This window comes from Thalassospira sp. MCCC 1A01428 (assembly GCF_002115825.1).
Taxonomy (GTDB): domain Bacteria; phylum Pseudomonadota; class Alphaproteobacteria; order Rhodospirillales; family Thalassospiraceae; genus Thalassospira.
Genome location: NZ_JFJZ01000026.1, coordinates 35,084 through 53,886 on the forward strand (window position 1 = coordinate 35,084; position 18,803 = coordinate 53,886).

14 protein-coding genes are annotated in these 18,803 nt (G+C 48.7%); 4 read left to right on the forward strand and 10 right to left on the reverse strand.

Translation table 11 applies throughout. The features are described 5' to 3' along the window. The first annotated feature begins 97 nt into the window (after window positions 1–97). Complete coding sequence (locus THS27_RS17535) at window positions 98–874, forward strand: metallophosphoesterase family protein (protein ID WP_168184930.1); 777 nt, start codon at window positions 98–100, stop codon at window positions 872–874. A 653-nt stretch (window positions 875–1,527) separates the two neighbouring features. Here THS27_RS17535 and THS27_RS17545 read toward each other — a convergent pair. The 5 genes from THS27_RS17545 to THS27_RS17570 form a co-directional block, all read right to left on the reverse strand. Then, entirely contained in the window at window positions 1,528–2,061 is a 534-nt protein-coding gene (locus THS27_RS17545) for a polysaccharide biosynthesis/export family protein (protein ID WP_085593205.1), read from the reverse strand. A gap of 90 nt (window positions 2,062–2,151) precedes the next feature. Then, window positions 2,152–3,408, reverse strand: coding sequence for an outer membrane beta-barrel protein (locus tag THS27_RS17550; protein ID WP_168184931.1), 1,257 nt, complete (start codon window positions 3,406–3,408; stop codon window positions 2,152–2,154). Between the two features lie 70 nt (window positions 3,409–3,478). Further along, window positions 3,479–4,441: a hypothetical protein gene (locus THS27_RS17555; protein WP_139835629.1), complete on the reverse strand. Its 963-nt coding sequence runs from the start codon at window positions 4,439–4,441 to the stop codon at window positions 3,479–3,481. A gap of 977 nt (window positions 4,442–5,418) precedes the next feature. Further along, entirely contained in the window at window positions 5,419–6,114 is a 696-nt protein-coding gene (locus tag THS27_RS17565; RefSeq protein ID WP_139835630.1) for a hypothetical protein, read from the reverse strand. Next, window positions 6,114–8,411, reverse strand: a complete 2,298-nt coding sequence (locus tag THS27_RS17570) for a polysaccharide biosynthesis tyrosine autokinase (protein WP_139835631.1) — start codon at window positions 8,409–8,411, stop codon at window positions 6,114–6,116. The genes THS27_RS17565 and THS27_RS17570 overlap by 1 nt, the downstream gene beginning before the upstream one ends. Window positions 8,412–8,657: 246 nt before the next feature. Here THS27_RS17570 and THS27_RS17575 point away from each other — a divergent pair, with 246 nt between their 5' ends. From THS27_RS17575 to THS27_RS17585, 3 genes are all read left to right on the forward strand, one after another. Next, window positions 8,658–10,046 carry an O-antigen ligase gene (locus THS27_RS17575; RefSeq protein WP_085593217.1) on the forward strand — a complete coding sequence of 463 codons (1,389 nt, stop codon included), beginning with the start codon at window positions 8,658–8,660 and terminating at the stop codon, window positions 10,044–10,046. A 279-nt stretch (window positions 10,047–10,325) separates the two neighbouring features. Next, the gene (locus THS27_RS17580; protein WP_085593219.1) at window positions 10,326–11,321 is read left to right on the forward strand and encodes an NAD-dependent epimerase/dehydratase family protein; all 996 of its coding nucleotides are present in this window, start codon (window positions 10,326–10,328) and stop codon (window positions 11,319–11,321) included. A 372-nt stretch (window positions 11,322–11,693) separates the two neighbouring features. Continuing rightward, window positions 11,694–12,656 (forward strand): NAD-dependent epimerase/dehydratase family protein, encoded by a 963-nt coding sequence (locus THS27_RS17585; protein ID WP_085593221.1) that lies wholly within the window; start codon window positions 11,694–11,696, stop codon window positions 12,654–12,656. Between the two features lie 104 nt (window positions 12,657–12,760). Here THS27_RS17585 and THS27_RS17590 read toward each other — a convergent pair whose 3' ends face one another. The 5 genes from THS27_RS17590 to THS27_RS17610 form a co-directional block, all read right to left on the reverse strand. Beyond that, window positions 12,761–13,726, reverse strand: a complete 966-nt coding sequence (locus THS27_RS17590; protein WP_085593223.1) for a GDP-L-fucose synthase — start codon at window positions 13,724–13,726, stop codon at window positions 12,761–12,763. Continuing rightward, on the reverse strand, window positions 13,726–14,847 hold the full coding sequence (gmd, locus tag THS27_RS17595; protein WP_085593225.1) for a GDP-mannose 4,6-dehydratase: 1,122 nt from the start codon (window positions 14,845–14,847) through the stop codon (window positions 13,726–13,728). Before gmd ends, THS27_RS17590 begins: the two co-directional genes overlap by 1 nt. Continuing rightward, window positions 14,847–16,295 carry a mannose-1-phosphate guanylyltransferase/mannose-6-phosphate isomerase gene (locus tag THS27_RS17600; RefSeq protein WP_085593227.1) on the reverse strand — a complete coding sequence of 483 codons (1,449 nt, stop codon included), beginning with the start codon at window positions 16,293–16,295 and terminating at the stop codon, window positions 14,847–14,849. Before THS27_RS17600 ends, gmd begins: the two co-directional genes overlap by 1 nt. A gap of 144 nt (window positions 16,296–16,439) precedes the next feature. Continuing rightward, complete coding sequence (locus THS27_RS17605; protein ID WP_085593229.1) at window positions 16,440–17,210, reverse strand: class I SAM-dependent methyltransferase; 771 nt, start codon at window positions 17,208–17,210, stop codon at window positions 16,440–16,442. 354 nt (window positions 17,211–17,564) lie between these two features. Then, window positions 17,565–18,758, reverse strand: coding sequence for a glycosyltransferase (locus tag THS27_RS17610; RefSeq protein WP_085593259.1), 1,194 nt, complete (start codon window positions 18,756–18,758; stop codon window positions 17,565–17,567). Window positions 18,759–18,803: the final 45 nt, after the last annotated feature.

Consider the following 18,803-nt stretch of genomic DNA (forward strand, 5'->3'; position numbering starts at 1 on the left):
TCCATATTGGCGGTTCGGGTTCTTCGGGCCGGTTTTGTTTTAATGCGGATTAATGGTTTTTCCGGTGTTTCGCACCAGGAAAACAAGAGGGTATTTCATGTTTGGCTGGTTTCGAAAAAAAAGCAAGCCGACGCAATCGGTTAAGAAGCAGGTTTCGCTTGATGAGGCGAGCGTTCCGGCGGATGTCGTGGTGTATGCCATTGGCGATATTCACGGGCGTGCTGATCTGCTCGAAAAGAAGCTTGTAAAAATACTGGCCGATCCGGTGCTGCCATCGCAGAGCAAGACGGTGGTTTATCTTGGGGACCTGGTCGATCGCGGCTTAAAAAGCAAACATGTTATTGATCTGATTTTAGACCAGCAAAAGGCCGGGCTTCGTCAAATCTGGCTGATGGGAAACCACGAGGAATTTATGCTTCGGTTTCTCGATGACCCGGAAAACAGCCTTGAATGGCTTGGCTATGGCGGGGCTGAAACCCTGCTAAGCTATAATGTTTCGGTCGCGGCCGGTGCCTTTAACAATGCTAAAGCAGTTAAGGCCTCGGAAGATTTGCGGGCCGCAATGGCCGATGCCGGACATGACAGGTTTATTGCAGATTTTCGCGATAGTTACGAACTGGGCGATTATTTGTTTGTTCATGCCGGGATTGACCCGGAACGACCGATTGCCGGGCAGGGGCCAGATATTTTGCGCTGGATTCGTGAACCATTTTTAAGCCATGCCGCACCGTTGGCGAAGGTTGTGATTCATGGCCATACTGTGGGTGATGAACCTGTGGTTCGCCACAATCGAATCGGACTTGATACCGGCGCGTATTATTCCAATAAGCTAACCTGTCTTCGCCTTGAAGGACGTGGCTACCGGTTTTTATAGGCCGTTTTACACGTTGTGACCCATGCGTTGGAAAAAGATCTGCATTTGACCTGGTTAGACATTTTACGATGGGTGTCGCGTATGGGGCCTTGTGCGGGATGTGCCGTTTATTGCGGCTTTGCAGATGATATCGGCGTTATCGTTAATCAGCAGGCGCCAAAGTATCCGTTTTAATAAGGGCGATTTTGCCAGGCGGTAGACTGCACCGGCCCGCCGGGTTTGTTTTTGGTGATATTTGGTTGTGTTATACGGTTCGGCGCAGGACAGCACCGCACCGGACCGTGCCAAACGATAGGACAAAACAAACAAAGTAGGTGTTATTAAAAGAAGCAGGCAATAACCGCCGTCACGCGAAACCTTGTTATCTTCGCGAGTGCTTTGCCACGTGATAATCGAAAATGGGCTAAAAAACAGTCTCGATTAACACGGGTACTTTAACGGAAAAGTGCTTTGAAGGCAGACGGTGCCCGATGCTGATAACCCACCGTTCCAGGAAAATGGCAGGGTGGGAGATGTACAGGGTGGGATATGTAAGTGTCCAGGGATATCGAGAGTGTGAGGGCAGGGCAAAAAAAGACCGGCATGTGCCGGTCTGGATGTATTTTTCAGAAGTCATCTTCATAAAACCGGCATTATCGCCTTAGATGCCGCAGTTAGAAGAAGCGTTCTTCCACACGGACGATATCACCGGGCAGGACAATGGTTTCCGGTGTTGCTTTTTCGGGTTTCCGGCTTTCATCGCCACCACGAATGATCAGGATATCGTCTTTGTCGGCGCGGTAGGTAAAACCACCACCTAATGCAACAGCGTTCAGGACACTCATGCCATTTACAAACGGGTAGCTGCCAGGTTCCTTGACTTCACCAAGAATGTAAAAAGGACGGTAGTTCAGGACTTCGACACTTACTTTTGGGTCAACCAGATATCCATCCATCAGCTTTGTCTGGATGTCTGTACCTAATGTATTCAGGGTTTTCCCGTCGGCAGAAACAGAACCAATCAGGGGAAGGGATAATTGGCCATCACCCGATACTTCAAATTCGCCCGATAAGTCGGGTTCGCCAAATACCGTAATCCGAACTTTATCGCCCGATCCCAGTGTATAAACCGGTTGTGCCGCATAGGCAGTGTTAACTGCACACAGGGCAATGATCAGGGCGAAGATGAATCCACATAATTTACGCATTACCAACCTGTCTAATAGAAATCCCTTCGGGAGGGGAACCCGAAGGGATCATAACATCTACAGAGCGAATGAGGAATGGTTCACAGCCAATTAGAACTGGCCGCCAACCTTTACCATAATTACGTTCTGATCATATTCGTTGACGGTGTTGGTTGAATCGCGGGTTTCGTGGCTTAGCTTGACGCCGCCATAAAGGTTGCGATTGAGTTTGTAATCAGCGCCAACAGAATAGGTGTATTTGTCGTCTTCGCGCGAAATACCCTGATAATCAGAGTTATAATATTTCGCATCCGCATTCAGGATCAGGTTGCGGAGCAATTCGTGATCGACACCCACACCGGCAGCGGTGCCGATGGTCGAAGACGCACCGGTTGTGGTGGTTTCGTTGATGGTGCGTGATGCTAACGCACGCAATGTCGTCAGTTCGGTGATGTTCCAGCGAATGCGGGCATCGGCCGAATAACCGTCGACATCGTCAAGCGTTACATCGTCGTAATCCTGTTCCATCCAGCCCACGCCAAGGTCGGCACGGATCAAACGGTCGAGATCAATGGCGATACCGGCAAGGACCTTATAACCGTTGGAATCACGATTAACGCCGCCATCATCGACCCGTGAGTCGTAATCACGTTCGTTGACCGAGCTTTTAATGAAAGCCTCGTAACCATTCTGGATTTCGTAACCAAGGCGAACTTCGCCTTTGGTTTCTGTCCGGTCACGGTCATCGTTGTTGTCTGTGCCGCCGCCGACGGTAGCATTATCGTCGTAGTCATAATCATCGACGGTGCCGGTCAGGCCAACGCTGAAACGATTGGGCTTATAGGTGCCGCCGATAACGCCGGTCAGTTTGTTATATTCAACCGGTTCCTTGGCATCGGTTGCAACATCATCGCCGCCGCGCTCTTCATGCAGGTGCTGCATGCGGGCATCGCCGGTGAATTTCAGGGCTTCGGTGGCATCGGCACGGCCGGTCGCACGCAGATTATAGTCGGTATAATCATTGTCGCTGGTATCGGCATAAATGCCAAATTCGGACGATGCTTCAAACTGCAGGAAGTGACGGTTCCAGTCCGAACGCAACTGTAAGCCCGGCGAAATTTTGGTGATGTAATCGTCGGTTTCGTTGGTGTTCGATTTATAGATATTGTCGTTATATTCTTCGGCGGCTTCTACCTTCGGATAAAGGCGGAAAGAGCCAAGCGTGATGCCATTGGGTTCATACCCTTCCGGTGCGCGCTGCGTCACAGCCTGATCAGGGTTGACCTGTTCCTGTGCGGATGCAGGAAATGCTACCGCCAATGCGCTGACTGCTACAGATGCGAGCAGCCCCCCTTTGAGAAATTTCACGTTGTATCCCCTTATAAACTCTCGCGTTCAATATGCTATCAGGACAGCAAGCTTAATCATGGTTCTGTGATTAAGTCGGGCTGGCATTGTTGTTTACAGCTTCACTTTCGGGTTGTGGTTCTTCAGGAGTTGCCTCAACACCACCGGTATCACCAACATCCCCACCAGTTTGCTGGTTGGATTCGGCAATTTCGGCGCTGGTCGCAGCCTGTTCATTTGCGGAACTCGCAGCTTCGGCATCATTTTGTGCTGTCTGCACGGTTTGCGTTGACTGATTCACAATTTGTTCAACCAGCCGACCCATCGTCGCACCCGCAGCCTGGGTCGCAACGTTTGCAGGAAATATGTTTATTGCACTTGAAACAGCCCGAATAACGTCCACGTTGTTGGCACCTGAGCTTCTGGCGGATACCGCGGCGATTAGTCCCGGCGTGGCGGTTGATCCGCTTGCGGCGGCCTGAACGGCAACCGAGCTGGCAATCTGACTGGCGGCTTGCGGGTTTGCCCGCGAAACAGATGCGGCAATGTAAAGGGCGCTATTAGGCGATGCTTTGGTCGCGGCGGCGGCAATGGCAGCAGGCGAGGTTGTGCTTGCTGTGCCGGTTGCGGCCGCAGATTTTTGTGATGCTGTTGTCACAGAAACCGCAATTTGCGCGGCGGCGGTCGGAACAGCGGTGACCACAGAACCGGTAACCGATTCGGCAGAAGCCGGAACGGCGGTGACAACCGAAGCTGCAATTGTGCTGGCAAAGTCAGGGGCGGCTGCGGCGGCAGCGCTTGCAACTTGTGCAGCGGCATTCGGGTTTGCTTTTGCGGCGGCTGCGGCAATGGTGGCAGCAGCACCCGGGTTTGCACGAACCAGCGCGCTAACGGCTGCGGCAAGACTTTCCGGTGTTCCTTTGGCGGCGTCAAGTGATGCTGCGATTGACGGCGTAATGGCATCTGCACCCGCAGATTGCGCATTGGCGAGGCCATATGCCCCCATAAGCATGCCACCGGCCAATGCAGTGACTGCTGCAAGTTTGCTCATCATCTTCATGTTCCAGCGACTCCCTTAGTGCGCTTTGTTCAGTCCCCAACAGGTAACAAGGCGTACATGTCCTGCCTTTTGACCCTTATCCGTGAGGATAAATCTATGTGACGGGTTCCGTGGAAGCAAACGATATTGCACGCTTTACGCGATTTCCCTCAATAACGGTTTAATGCTGTTGCTTATTTGCCACATAACTCGAACATCTACTGCCCCTATACCAGATGTTCAGATAGGTTTGTATCCTCTTAAGGTAGAGGGGGTGAGGAGGCTTTAAGTCAGTTGATTCGGAAGTTGCTGTTTTTTCGAGCGAATCACGGGCCGGAAATTTCGGCAAATATGACGAAAATAATGGCATTCAATTAATCTGTCCCTCGACCCCATCACCGTGATATGTGCTTGTCCCCCGGGAAATACACTTAAAAATTGCATTGTGATGCTTTGGCGACAGTATGATCGATCAGAAAGCAGATTTACCCCTGAAGTGATGAGAATCGGAAAGAGCCGTAGTATGTTCTGATCCCGGCAGAGGCAGGACGCGCCCGCCGGGATCATGAGGTGAATTTGCAAAATTTAAATGGGTAACAGGTCGGCTTGTGTGCGGTGTTAAGCAAAGGCCGTGTTTCGCTAGCCGTTATTTTGTGCATCACTGTCCTGAGCCGGTTTGGTGCTGGTATGATTATTGGCTTCGGCGGTTTCGGCACTGGTTTGTGCCTGTTCGTTTGCTGTTTGGGCAGCGGCAACGTCATTATTGGCGGCTGCAACGGTATCGCCAGCGTTTGCTATCGCAGCTTGTGCCTGAAAGTGTATCGGTAGTCTGATCTGAGCCCTGTGGATTACCTGTCAATATTCGGTCTTGCTGTTGGTAAATCCTGTGAAGGGATTTACGTGTCAGCGACAGACATATTTGTCTGAAAATATTGCCTGTTTTTGCTGTGTTTTCAGATCTAAGACAAACAGGGAGAGGGGCTGTTTGATGGTTAGTCCGGTTTGTTTACGTCACGGATAAAACGGACGAACGCATTGTTTGGCGCCGTTGCCATTGCTGCGACTGTAACCTGGATTGCCTTGGGATTGTGCCGGGCCAGATTTACCAGGTCGCGATGTTCCAGCCTATCGATCCAGCGGATTTTTTTCTGAATGTCAGTTTGTTCAGCTGCGGTAAGCTGGGACCACAGGCTTATGGCATAACTGATCTGGTTGACAGCGATATTGCGTTCATACGGACCTGTCAGAAGCGACATACGCAGGGCCTCTATAGCTGTGCCATCATTCGCCCCTCCTGTTTTTAGCCGGGTAAATGTCAGCCTTGCCCAGGTAAAGGTATCCATGGGGGAGATGGTAAGGGCCGAGGTAAATGCATTGTCGGCTTTCAGGTAATGATTTGTTTTGTCTTCCGGTGTTGTGGCACGCCTGGCGCGCGCCATTTCGATATAGCCGATCCGGGTCCAGGCATCGGAAGTTGCAACCCAGCCGATGGCATCCATGGTGGTGTCGTAGAGCCGGTTTATGGTTTCGTCGCTGGTATCGGGATTATTGATATACTGATATCGTTGCGTTGACAGTGCCAGCAGCATTGACGCCATGGTATGGGGAATGGCGAGAACAAGCAGCCCTGTTCCCGCCAGTAACCCGATAATCGCAGGAATTCTGCGCTTTGAGATAAAGCGCATCATTATCCCTTGGCGTAGTAATCTTTGTAACGGCCATAATAATAACCGTAGTCGCCATAGCCGTATTTGGCGTGCTTTTTGACATTCACCTGGGTCAGGACAGCACCGGCAAGGTCGATCCCGGCTTCGGCTGTTTCTTTAAGGCCTGCTTTAACCAGCCCGCGTGGTGTGCTGTCCCACTTTACCACATAGAGCATTTTGTCGGCCATCAGGCCGATAACCTTGGAGTCAGAAACGGCAAGGATTGGCGGGGCATCAAGCACGATAAAGTCGAAATGTTCACGCAAGGCGCGCAATGTTGTTTCCATGTGGGTCGAGGATAACAGATCCAGTGCGTTGGCCTGGGTGACCTTGGCCGGAAGCAGGTAAAGACCGGTTTCTTCATCGCGTTTAATTGCCTGATCGATGGTGCATTCATCGGCCAGCAATTCAACTAGGCTATGGGTGTTATCGGCGCCAAAGGTTTTATGAACCGTCGGGCGGCGCAAGTCGCAGTCAACCAGCAGGGTGCGCTGGCCGGAATTTGAGGTGACCTGTGCCAGCCATGCTGCCAGCGTTGATTTACCTTCGGAGGGAACCGTCGAGGTAATGCCGACAATCCGCGGCGGATTATCAACATTGGAGAGCATCAGCGAGGTTCGCAGGCTGCGAACAGATTCAGTTGTGGCAGAACCGGGCTTGTGGGTTGGAAAGCGTCCGACATCGGTTTTGCCGAGCAAATTACCGGTTAAAAGCGGGATCATGCCAATACCGGGTACGCCGGCAATCTGTTCAAGCTGTTCGGTGCTGCGAAAGCTGTTATCAAGCTGTTCAAGCACAAAGACCAGAACGATGCCAAGGAAAACAGAACCGACAAGGGCAACGGCAATGATCAGCTGTTTTTTCGGGGCAGAGGGAACTACCGGGACTTCGGCACGCGAAATGATGCGGGCATCGGCCTGTTGCAGGTCTTCCTGGCTGTTGGTTTCCTTAAAGCGGTTCAGGAAGTTTTCATAGAGCAGGCGGTTGGCGTTGGCTTCGCGTTCAAGCTCGCGCAGGCGAATTTCGGCCTGGTTCTGGGTGTTGTTTTTGCTTTCAAGGCCATTCAGGCTTTGTTGCAAGGTGCTGACCCGGGCCTGGGAAACGCCAACCTCGTTTTTAAGGCTTTGCGCGATTTTGCGAACTTCGCGTTCGATAGAGGTGCGTAAATCGGCCAGTTCGGCCCGGGCCTTGATCATGGCGGGGTGACGGTCGCCATATTTTGATTCAAGTTCCGAAACGCGGCGCAGAAGCTCTGCTTCCTGATCGCGCAAACGCTGAATCAGCGGGGAATTTAGCACTTCGGCAGCTGATGACAGATCGGCGCTGTTGCCCAGAAGGCTTTGTACCTGATTGAGGCGGGCCTGGGCTTCGGCGCGGCTGGCCTGGGCGAGGATCAGTTGTGAACTGAGTTCGGAAATTTGCTGTTCCGTCATTTTCGAACCCTGACCAACCTTGCTGGAAATGGATTCGCTATAGGCCTGTACCGCAGCCTCGGAGGTTTGAACCTTGTCGCGTAGCGATGCAAGACGGTCGTTCAGCCATGACGTGGCACGACGGGTGGCCTCGAACTTGGCTTCAAGCTGATCGACGATATATTGATCGGCGATGGTATTGGCGATCAGCGATGCCTTGCGGGCGTTGGTGGAGGTAAAGCTGATTGCGATGACCTGGGAGCGGCCAACAATGCTGACATCCATATGTTCTTTAACATTGTTGATGACGCGGTTGGTGCGTTCTTCGGCCAGTTCGGTTTCGCTGACAATGATTTCGGGTTTTTTCAAGCCGATTGAAATCAGAAAATCGTCACCGACATAGGTTTCAGGGCTTAGCAGGGTTTTATACCACGGGACTTCGCGCAGTTCGGCGTTAAATTCGGGGTCTTTTTCCAGGTTAAGATCCGTCACCACGCGGCGGATAAGCGAGCTTGATTTGATGACTTCCACTTCGCTTAGCAATGCGCCCATTTCGGATGAAACGCCGCTCATGACACTTTCAATGTCAACAACCTGGTTTTTACGGCCATCAATAATGACATTGCTGGTGGCGGTATATTTGGGTGCGATTTGAAAAACAATCAGCGTGACCAGCACAGTTAGCAAAACCACAACTGAAAAGATCATGCTTTTGCGCCGCCACAGGGTGCGTAGCAACTCCTGAAGGTCAATTTCGTCGCTGTCATTGCCGCGTGAAATGCTGTCGGCCAGCGATTTTAATCGCGACCGTTTTTCTTCCGCCTGCGTGTGCGCAGTGGCGGTTGATGGCGTGGTGGAGTTGCTCAAACTGGCCCCCGGTTTAAATCCCGTTAAATCCCTTTGGTGCCGGATTGTCCCAAACCCGGTTCTGCTGCTAGCTATACGGAATTTCAGCCCTGTCAGCAACCAATAGGCGATGGTGTTGGCGCAAAAAGATGTTTCTTGCTGACGAATGACTTGTAGAACGGTATTTAGGCAGGCGGGACGTAAAGAGGGATTTAGGGTTCGGACCCTAAATTCAGAAGGGGATTTCTTAAATCGGGGAGGGCAGGTTTGCCCGTAATTCTGCGCCGGATTGTTTTTTATGGATTGCTCGCCCTAATTGCAGTGGCGCCATTGCCCTTTGGCAGTAATGTGCCGTGGGCATGGTCACTTATGTCCTTGTGGGTGGGTGTATTGATTGTGATTGATGCCGTTGCCTGTTTGCTTTCACCACCGGAAGGCGAAAGGCGGTTTTTAAAACGTATTAAAATCCCGCTGGTTTTGTTTTTCATCGTTGTGGCCTGGATTGTGGTGCAGGCTACCCCCGGTATTGTCCCCGCCATTGCGCATCCGATCTGGAATGAGGCCAGCGCCCAGCTTGGCATTCCGCTTGCGCCACGTGTGACCATTGCGCCCGATCTGACCTGGGATGCGCTGATGGTGTTGCTGGCCTATGCCGGGGTGTTCTGGCTTTCAGCGCGCTATGGGCGCAAGCGCGAGAATGCCGCAACGATGCTGAAATTCTTTGTGCTTGTTTCTACGGCATATGCCGTTTATGGGCTGGCGGTTTATTTTGGCGGCTGGGAAACAATTCTTTGGTACGATAAAACGGCCTATCGTGGTCATGTGACCAGTACATTTATTAACCACAACAGCTATGCCACTTATGCGGCGATTGGGCTGGTGGCGTCGTTATTGTATCTGGTGAAAATTCTTGCCCGTGATGTGCGCGGCGGTGGCACCGCGCGGCAGATTATTCGCAATATGGCAGATGGCAGCCTGGCCCGGGCATGGTTACCGATGGTGGGCATTTTATCGACCGGCACGGCCCTGATGCTTACGCATTCGCGCGCCGGGTTTGTAAGCGGGATGATTGGGGTTTTTGTCGCATTACTGGGGTTGCGCTTTGCCCGAATTTTACCGGTCCGGTTTGGTAACGGGTTGATTGCCGGGGCGGTTTTGCTGGCGGTGGGCGGTTTTGCCATTAGTGGTGGCGGACTGGAAGAACGGTTTGGATATCTTGAAGGGGATCAACAAACTCGTTTGCATCTTTATGATGCCGTATCGGCTGCTGGCACACAGGCGCTATCTACAGGGTATGGTTATGGAACCTTTGAACCCGGTTTTCGGCCATTTAAGGATTTGCCTTTAAGTGGTTTAACCTGGAGCCTTGCCCATAACAGTTATCTGGAATTTTATTTTGGCACCGGGCTTTATGGCCTTGTCATTATTATATGTGCTTTTGTCTGTATTTTTTTCGGGCTGGCGAAGGGGGCCTTTTTAAGGGCGCACGATACGGCTTATTTAATAACCGCTGTTTCGGCCCTGACGATTGTGGGGCTGCATGCCCTGACAGATTTTAGCATTCAGATGCCAGCGATGGGGGCAGCTTTGGTGTTTGTCGCGGGGCTTGGCTATGCCAGGATTATTGTTGAACCAAAAAGAAGATCACGCCCCTGATATTTGCGAAAACACCAATTGATGTATTCTGCCAGGCGGTTTTATGTCTGGATTGATGTGAAAATAAATTCCGGGTTTTATCTTTTCCTATCCTAATGGGTGGTTGTTGTTACGCCCATAATTTGCTATTGAATTTTTGTCCACACACGAAGTGCGCCTGCTGGCCATTTCTGTGTGGATTTTTTATTTCCGCAACATGACAGGATATTAACCGAACCGGTCGCAGGTGATGCGCCCGGTGTTTGGTCGTGCCCTGTTATATGTAAAGGGATATAAACGATGGCCTGGTTGACATACGATATTACAGGGAAGCGGGTTTATATTGCCGGTCATAGTGGCATGATTGGTTCGGCGCTTGTGCGCCGGTTTGAGCAGGAAGATTGTACAATTTTAACCCGCACGCGCAGCGAAATGAACCTTTTGGATAAGGCATCGGTTACAGCGTGGCTGATGCAGGAAAAACCTGATGTTGTGATTATTGCGGCGGGCAATTCCGGCGGGGCAATTGCCAATCCGGGCCGTGGCGAGGATTTTATGTATGAAAACCTTGCCATAGCCAGCCACCTGATACATGGCGCCTATGAAGCCGGGGTGAAACAGCTGATTAACATTGCTGGCCCGCATATTTACCCCGAAGATACGTTTTTACCGACGTTGGAGCGGGGGATTACGGGTGAACAGCTTAACCGTTCATGTGAGGCCGCATCTGTTGTACGGCTTGCTGCCTTGAAACTTTGTCAATTTTATCATCGGGAATATGGCGTTTCTTTCAGAACAGTTGTTCCGTTTGACGTTTATGGGCCGGGGGATAATTTTGGGCCGCTTTCGAGCCGGGTTATTCCGGCGATTATTCGTAAAGCAGTGGAAGCAAAGGAGGCCAATGCAGGGCATATGGAGCTGTCGGGTGTTGGCACGGAAGTACGTGAATTTCTGTATGTTGATGATTGCGCCGATGCCATTGTTACCTTTTTGAAATATTATGGTTACAAGGGCCCGGTTAATATCGCGACCAGTTTTAATTTCGGTGTCACGCTCGCGGAGCTTGGCTATATGATTGCCGATATTGTCGGGTTTGACGGGCGGATTAAATTTTTGCGCAAAATACAAGCTGGTAGCGGGGAACGACGCCTTTGCGGGCAGACATTACGCTCTATTGGCTGGCATCCGCAATGCAGCCTTGAAATGGGGATTCGCAAAACTCTGGATGCGTTTCTGAAGGGCAATTATCGGGAATATGACATGAAAAATGAACGTTTCACGTTATGCCCGGCCTGATATTAAATGCGGCGGGATTAAAGCGTTTCTTTTTTAACAAGACCAAAATGTATTGATCGAAACTGATTAATACAGCCCTTGGGCGGGCTGGCTTATCGCGCGCTTGCCTTTTGCGATATGGGCTGCGTGGTGCCGTTATTTCCAACCAGTCCCAACCCGTTCTCAACCTGTGCTTAATGAGTTGTCTTCATAGAAAACGGGTATAAGACCCGTTTTGCTTACAATTAGCCTGTCCACATACGACGTGCGCCCGTTGGCCATTTCTGTGTGGATTTTTTATTTCCGCAACATTGCAGGACGTTACGTCAACCGGTCGCAATTCATGCGCCCGGCGTTTGGGCGTGTTCTGCTGTTCGTAAAGGGATACAATGAATGAATTACAATCTTACAGGTAAACGTGTTTTTATTGCCGGTCATAACGGCATGGTCGGGTCGGCCCTTGTGCGCCGGTTTGAGCAGGAAGATTGTACAATTTTAACCCGCACCCGTAGCGAACTGGACCTTTTGGATCAGGCTGCGGTTATAGAATGGTTGAAACAGGAAAAGCCTGATGTTGTGATTATTGCGGCGGGCAAGTCTGGTGGGTCCATTGCCAACCGTGACCGCCCGGTGGAATTTATGTATGAAAACCTTGCTATTGGTATGCATTTGGTACGGGGTGCATATGAGGCCGGGGTGGGCAAACTGGTGAATATTGCGGCACCGTATATTTACCCGGAAATGGCGTATGTGCCGAACGACGAACAAACACTGATGAGTGGTCGTCTTCATCCCGCCTATGAATCTTCTGCTATGGCGCGTCTTGCTGTTCTGAAGCTGTGCCAGTTTTATTATCAGCAATATAATGCAAATTTTACCACTATTATTCCGGCCGAGATTTATGGACCGGGGGATAATTTTGATCGGCTGTCAGGCCGGGTGATGCCCGCCTTTATCCGCGCGGCGGAAGAAGCAAAGCAGGCCAAAGCCCCGTATATGATATTGCGGGGATTTAGCACGGCAGTCCGCGAGTTTATTTATGTGGATGATTTCGCCGATGCGGTTGTTACCGTTATCAAACGTCAAAAGGGATGTTACACGGTAAATATTGGTGCGGGTTTCAGCATTACGCTACGTGAGCTTGTTTTCAAAGTTGCCGATATTGTGGAGTTTGAAGGAGAGATCAAATTTTTGCAAAAAATGCCTGCCGGGGTGGCAGAACGTTTTCTTACCCCAACAAAAGCCAAATTTTTGGGCTGGCAGCCAAAATACAGCCTTGAGGAAGGAATTTACAAAACCTGGGAAGCGTTTACTCAAGGCAGGTATCGGGAATATGACCTGAAACTGGTTGGTTAATGTGAGGTCCGACCTGATGTTATTTACAAAGAAATTAGCATCAGGTCGGACATGTATTGCATATGACTATCTTCAAGTCACAGTTCGAAAATCAGGCCTTTGTTTTATCTTTTTGCATATTCCGCTTTGAACGTTTTATATGTTTCGGCCAGACCGTCTGCCAGTTCGATATGCGGTTGCCAGCCAAAAGACCGCAGGCGTGCGGAATCCATCAGTTTTCGCGGGGTGCCGTCTGGTTTTGAAACATCAAACGTCACCTCGCCGGTGTAACCGGTAACAGTTGCGATCAGTTTTGCCAGTTCGCCGATGGGGATATCAATCCCACTACCGACATTGATATGGCTGCACATTGGTGTTGTGTGTGCCTGATAAATGTCCCTGGGCAGGTTCATGACAAAAATGGAAGCCCGGGCCATGTCACTGACATGCAAGAACTCACGGCGCGGGGTGCCTGTCCCCCAGATTTCGACATTTGGCGCGCCATTTATTGTTGCTTCGTGAAACCGGCGGATTAACGCCGGGATAACATGGCTGTTTTGCGGATGGTAATTATCACCCGGCCCGTAAAGGTTGGTCGGCATGACACTGCGGTAATCACGCCCATATTGACGGGCATATGATTCGCACATTTTAATACCGGCAATTTTGGCAATGGCATAGGGTTCGTTTGTGGCTTCAAGATACCCGCTTAATAATGCGCCTTCGGCCATCGGCTGATCCGCATCACGGGGGTAGATGCAACTTGACCCCAAAAACAGCAACCGCTGCACATTTGATAAATGCGCTGCGTGGATGATGTTGGCTTCAAGCATCAGATTTTGATAAATGAAATCGGCGGGATAGGTATTATTAGCATGAATACCGCCCACTTTTGCTGCCGCCAGATAAACCTGATCAATGCTTTCCTGTGCGAAAAAATCCGATACATCCGCCTGGGATACCAGATCGAGTTCATCATGCGTGCGGACCACAAGGTCCACGTCTGCCGACGCCTCAAGTTGCCGCAGGATCTGACTGCCAACCATTCCCCGATGGCCGGCAACAAACACCCTTTGACGTTTGCTTGCCATCAGCTTTCCACCTGTAAGGAAACATTAAATCCGTGGTGTTGCAAAAGGGCATGACGGCGTGCCTGATCAAGATCAAACTCCATCATCTCGTCGACCATTTCATCCAGTGTGATTTCAGGCAACCATCCCAGATCTTTTTCCGCTTTGGAAGCATCACCCAACAATGTCTCGACTTCTGCCGGACGGAAATAACGCGGATCAACCCTGACAATCACATCACCAGCCTTTACGGATGGCGCAAGGTTTCCGGTGATAGTCTCAACCACGGCACATTCGTCAACACCTTCACCCTCAAAGCGTAAAGTAATACCAACAAATGCCGCTGCTTTTTCAATGAACTGACGCACGCTATACTGCTTGCCCGTCGCGATGACATAATCTTTGGGTTCATCTTGCTGCAACATCATCCATTGCATGCGCACATAGTCCCTGGCGTGTCCCCAGTCGCGCAAGCTGTCCATATTTCCCATGAACAGGCATTTTTCCATCCCGTGGGCAATATTTGATATCCCGCGCGTGATTTTGCGTGTGACAAACGTTTCGCCACGACGACAGCTTTCATGGTTAAACAAAATACCGTTGCATGCATACATGCCATAGGCTTCGCGGTAGTTAACCGCAATCCAGTAGGCATAGAGCTTGGCGACGGCATAGGGGCTGCGCGGGTGAAAAGGTGTGGTTTCCTTTTGCGGAATTTCCTGAACCAGACCGTACAGCTCGCTGGTTGAGGCCTGGTAAAAGCGGGTTGTTTTTTCCAGCCCTAAAAAGCGGATGGCCTCAAGCAACCGCAAGGTTCCAAGAGCGTCAACATCTGCGGTATATTCGGGTGCCTCAAAGCTGACTGCGACATGGCTTTGTGCCCCAAGGTTATAGACCTCGTCGGGGCGCACATCATTTAGAATACGCGTCAGATTGCTGGTATCGGACAAATCGCCATAATGCAGAAACAGCTTACGGCCGGTTTCATGGGGATCCTGATAAAGATGATCAATCCGGCCGGTATTTAGCGAACTGCTACGGCGCTTAATGCCATGAACTTCATAGCCCTTTTCAAGCAGAAATTCTGCCAGATAACTGCCATCCTGGCCGGTAATTCCTGTAATCAGTGCTTTTTTGGTCATTATTCGGTTCGGCCTTCAGTCTCACTAAAATTGCGCCCGTAATCATCATCAAGACGCACGATATCATCTTCACCAAGATAGGTTCCCGACTGAACCTCGATCATTTCCAGCGGAATTTTACCGGGGTTTTCCATCCGGTGAACCGCTCCCAGCGGGATATAGGTAGATTCATTCTCGCGCAACAGGAACTTGCGCTCATCACAGGTGACCAGCGCGGTTCCTTTGACGACGATCCAGTGTTCGGCCCGATGATGATGGTGTTGCAACGACAGCTTCGCGCCAGGCTTCACCGTAATGCGTTTAACCTGGTGTCGTTCCCCGATTTCAATGCTGTCATAGGCCCCCCAGGGGCGGGCCACCTTGCGGTGTGCAACGGCCTGGGAACGATCCTCAGCGACGAGTTCCGCCACGACTTTTTTAACATCTTCCACCTTGTCACGGCTGCTGATCAACAAGGCATCAGGTGTATCTACCACGATCAGGTCCCGAACCCCCATGGTCACGATCAGCCGGTTCGGATCCGCATGAACAAAGGTATTTTCCGTCTCAATTGTTTTTATGTTTTCCGTAGCACCCCCAAGGCTATTTCCAGAGCTGTCGGAAAGGCTCATGTCAGACAGCGCGTTCCAGCTGCCGACATCACTCCAGCTGCCTGCGAACGGGAAAATAACAACGTTATCGGCCTTTTCCATCACCGCATAATCAATGCTTTTAGCAGTGGCACTTGCAAATTCTGCGGCATCCGGACGCCGAAACAGCCCATCTGGGACACTTTTGGACATTGCCCGTCGACAGGCTTCAAGCATTTCGGGCTCAAAAGTTGCGAGTTCTTTTATCAAAACGTCGCGGCGCACCAGAAATATACCGGCATTCCAGACATGCCGACCAGAGGCCAGAAACGCCGTTGCCCGCTCAAACACCGGTTTTTCAAGAAACCCGTGTGATTGATAACACCCATTATCCAGTTTCTCGCCCATTTCAATATAGCCATAAGCGGTACTGGGCGAATGGGGCATCACGCCAAAGGTCACAATTTTGCCATCCATCGCAGCGGGAACGGCCTGTTCGACCATGCCAACAAACGCATTTGTATCGGGAATATAATGATCGGCCGGGCAAAAAAGCAGCAAATCACTATCTTCGCCCCCCGCCAGCGCCCCAAGCGCCATGGCCGGTGCTGTATCGCGTCCTTCCGGCTCCAGAATTTGCAGGATGTCAAAGCTTGCGGATAATGCTGCCTCTTCAACCAGAAACCTTTGGGCCTCTGAACCGATCGCGATAATATCGGAAAATGACCGAAGCCGGTCGAATGTCAATTGCAACAATGACTTGCCATTGATCAGCGGTACAAACTGTTTCGGATAATCCCGACGCGACAGCGGCCATAAACGCGTGCCGGATCCGCCGCATAAAACGATTGGGGAAATATTATCGATACTAACTACCACAATACCCACCTTTGGAAAAAATCAATATGAAACAAATTTATTTTCACATCTTGTTGATTCACAATATATAAATTAACAAACGCACGTGCTTTCAGCATGTATTATTTCGATATAATCAGAATTTTATTCTTATGAAACAAAATATTATTCGTGACGTATATTTATGGATCTTGGGACGTGTTTTTTCTCAACGAGTATCATTTCACGAATAATGTGATATCCGGCCGGGTAGTCATCAACTCTGTCTTTTACATTTAAGTTGTCAAAATTAAATGGATATGAAAATAGGTCGATCATTCTAAAATCCCCACTTATAATATCGAAGTTATATATGTCTCCATTGTTGATATGAGTGGTGGTAAGTAAATATTTGTAATCAGTCTGGAATAAGTTTTTCAAAAACTTATTTATATCCTCATATGAAAGATGAAATAAACAGTCTCTCACCATTATCAAGTCACAATTAGGCAAGGGGTCTTCGCAAATATTTGCGACATCGAATTGTATTAAGTCGGATGAAAATTTTTTCTTATTAATATCGATAACGGAAGGCGCTATATCAAAACCAAAATATTTTACGTCTATTTTTGGAAGTACTTCTTTCATCCAATTAAAGTCACCGCATGGAGCGTCCACAAACACCTCTACATTAAGCTGTGGCAATGTTTTAATCAACCAATTTCTTAATGGTTCGGTGTAAGCAATCTCACTGCCTTCTCCACTACCAGACTCTTTAGATAGCCATAGGTTTTTTTCATAAATTTCGGTGAAACGTTCGCTAATATTGCCCTTCGTTAGCATGGATTTATATGTTTTTCGTCGTTTTAGCGTGAAAGGAAATTGTAAAATTGAAAGTATTGTTTTAAGGAAACCTTCCCGCCGTAATTTTTGCAGGGTTTTTTCTAATAAGTTCACTTATTGTTCCTTATAATTGCAGTGTTACAGTAGTGTTTTTATTTTGTTTTTCAAGAAATCCGCGTGACTGGAGACAATCATAATTCAGTTTTTTGCGCATTTCAATATGTTCATAGACGGTACTGGGCTAATGAGGCATTATCCCAAAGGTGAAAATAATGATTTGGCATTGATCAGCGGTACAAACTGTTTCGGGTAATCTCGACGGGGTAGGGGGCCCAAACGTGTGTCGGATCCACTGCATAAAATGAGAAATTTAACATAGCGTCGATGGTTTATCATATATTACTCAAAGAGATATAATTATATGAAAATTTCGAAAATAAAAGTCAAAAACTTATTATTCAATTGCGTTCAATCTTTGGTAAGTCTTCGATCTCGCGACATTTCTGTTATCTTTTCTTCAACAAATAATTTGAACTCAGATCTAAATCGTTCTTTGGAAAAAAGCTCTGCTCTTTTTCGGCACTTCTCAGAGACATTGTTATATTTAGGGAAAAAATTTTCAAACTTATCCACTGCGGCGAGTAAAGAAGGGATGGACTGTGTATCAAAAAATAACCCAGTTTCGTTTTCAACTACTGTTTCTAGAGCACCGCCCTTGCCATAGGCAATCACTGGTGTACCGCTTGCCATAGCCTCAACTGGTAGAATGCCAAAATCCTCTTTAGCTGCAAAAATAAAGGCCTTTGCATTCGCAAGGTATTCTTTTAATTTTGAAAATTCTTGATGACCTAGAAAAAATAAATTTTTATGCTCACTGCATATTTTCTTTATTTTATGAGCATCAGGGCCGTCCCCAATAATGTAAAGCGTGCGGTTAGGAGTTTGAGAAAAAGTTTGAGCAACGAGATCTATCTTTTTATATGGGACCAAGCGCGATGCCGCTAAATAAAATTCTTTTTTCTCAGATTTTTCCTCAAAGTCTTCTATGGATACTGGAGGGTATATGGTAGTCGCCGTCCTCCTATAACATTTCGACACTCTTTTATTTACAAAATCCGAATTTGAAATAAAAAAATCAACAGAGTTTGATGATCTGACGTCAAAATTTCTAATGTATTGAAGTAGGAATCTAATAGCAAAAGATTTTATTCCACTGTTTAAGCCAGAATCTCTAAGATATTCATGTTGTAAATCCCAAGCATATCGTATAGGAGAATGAATATAGCTTATATGGAGTTGATCTGGTCCAGTTATAACCCCTTTTGCAACAGCGTGGCTGCTAGAAATTACAAGATCATATTTAGAAAGGTCTAGCTGTTCTATCGCCATGGGAAATAGGAAAAATAAATTTCTATATATTCTTTCTATTTTTGGTATTTTGTTTAAAAAAGACGTCGTTATTTTGTTCTTGAGGAAGGTAATTTCCGGAGATTTTGGTTTGTGTATCAAGGTGAATATGTCAGCGTCTGGAAATAAATTATTTATCTCAAAAATTACCCTTTCTGCTCCGGAGTATGTGATTAGCCAATCACATACAATTGCTATTTTGATTTCCTTTTTTTTTGTGGTTTGTGTTTCTACTTCCGAATTTTTATTTTTCATTTTGAAACCCAACATATATATTCTATGGTTGAATTCATCAATCTA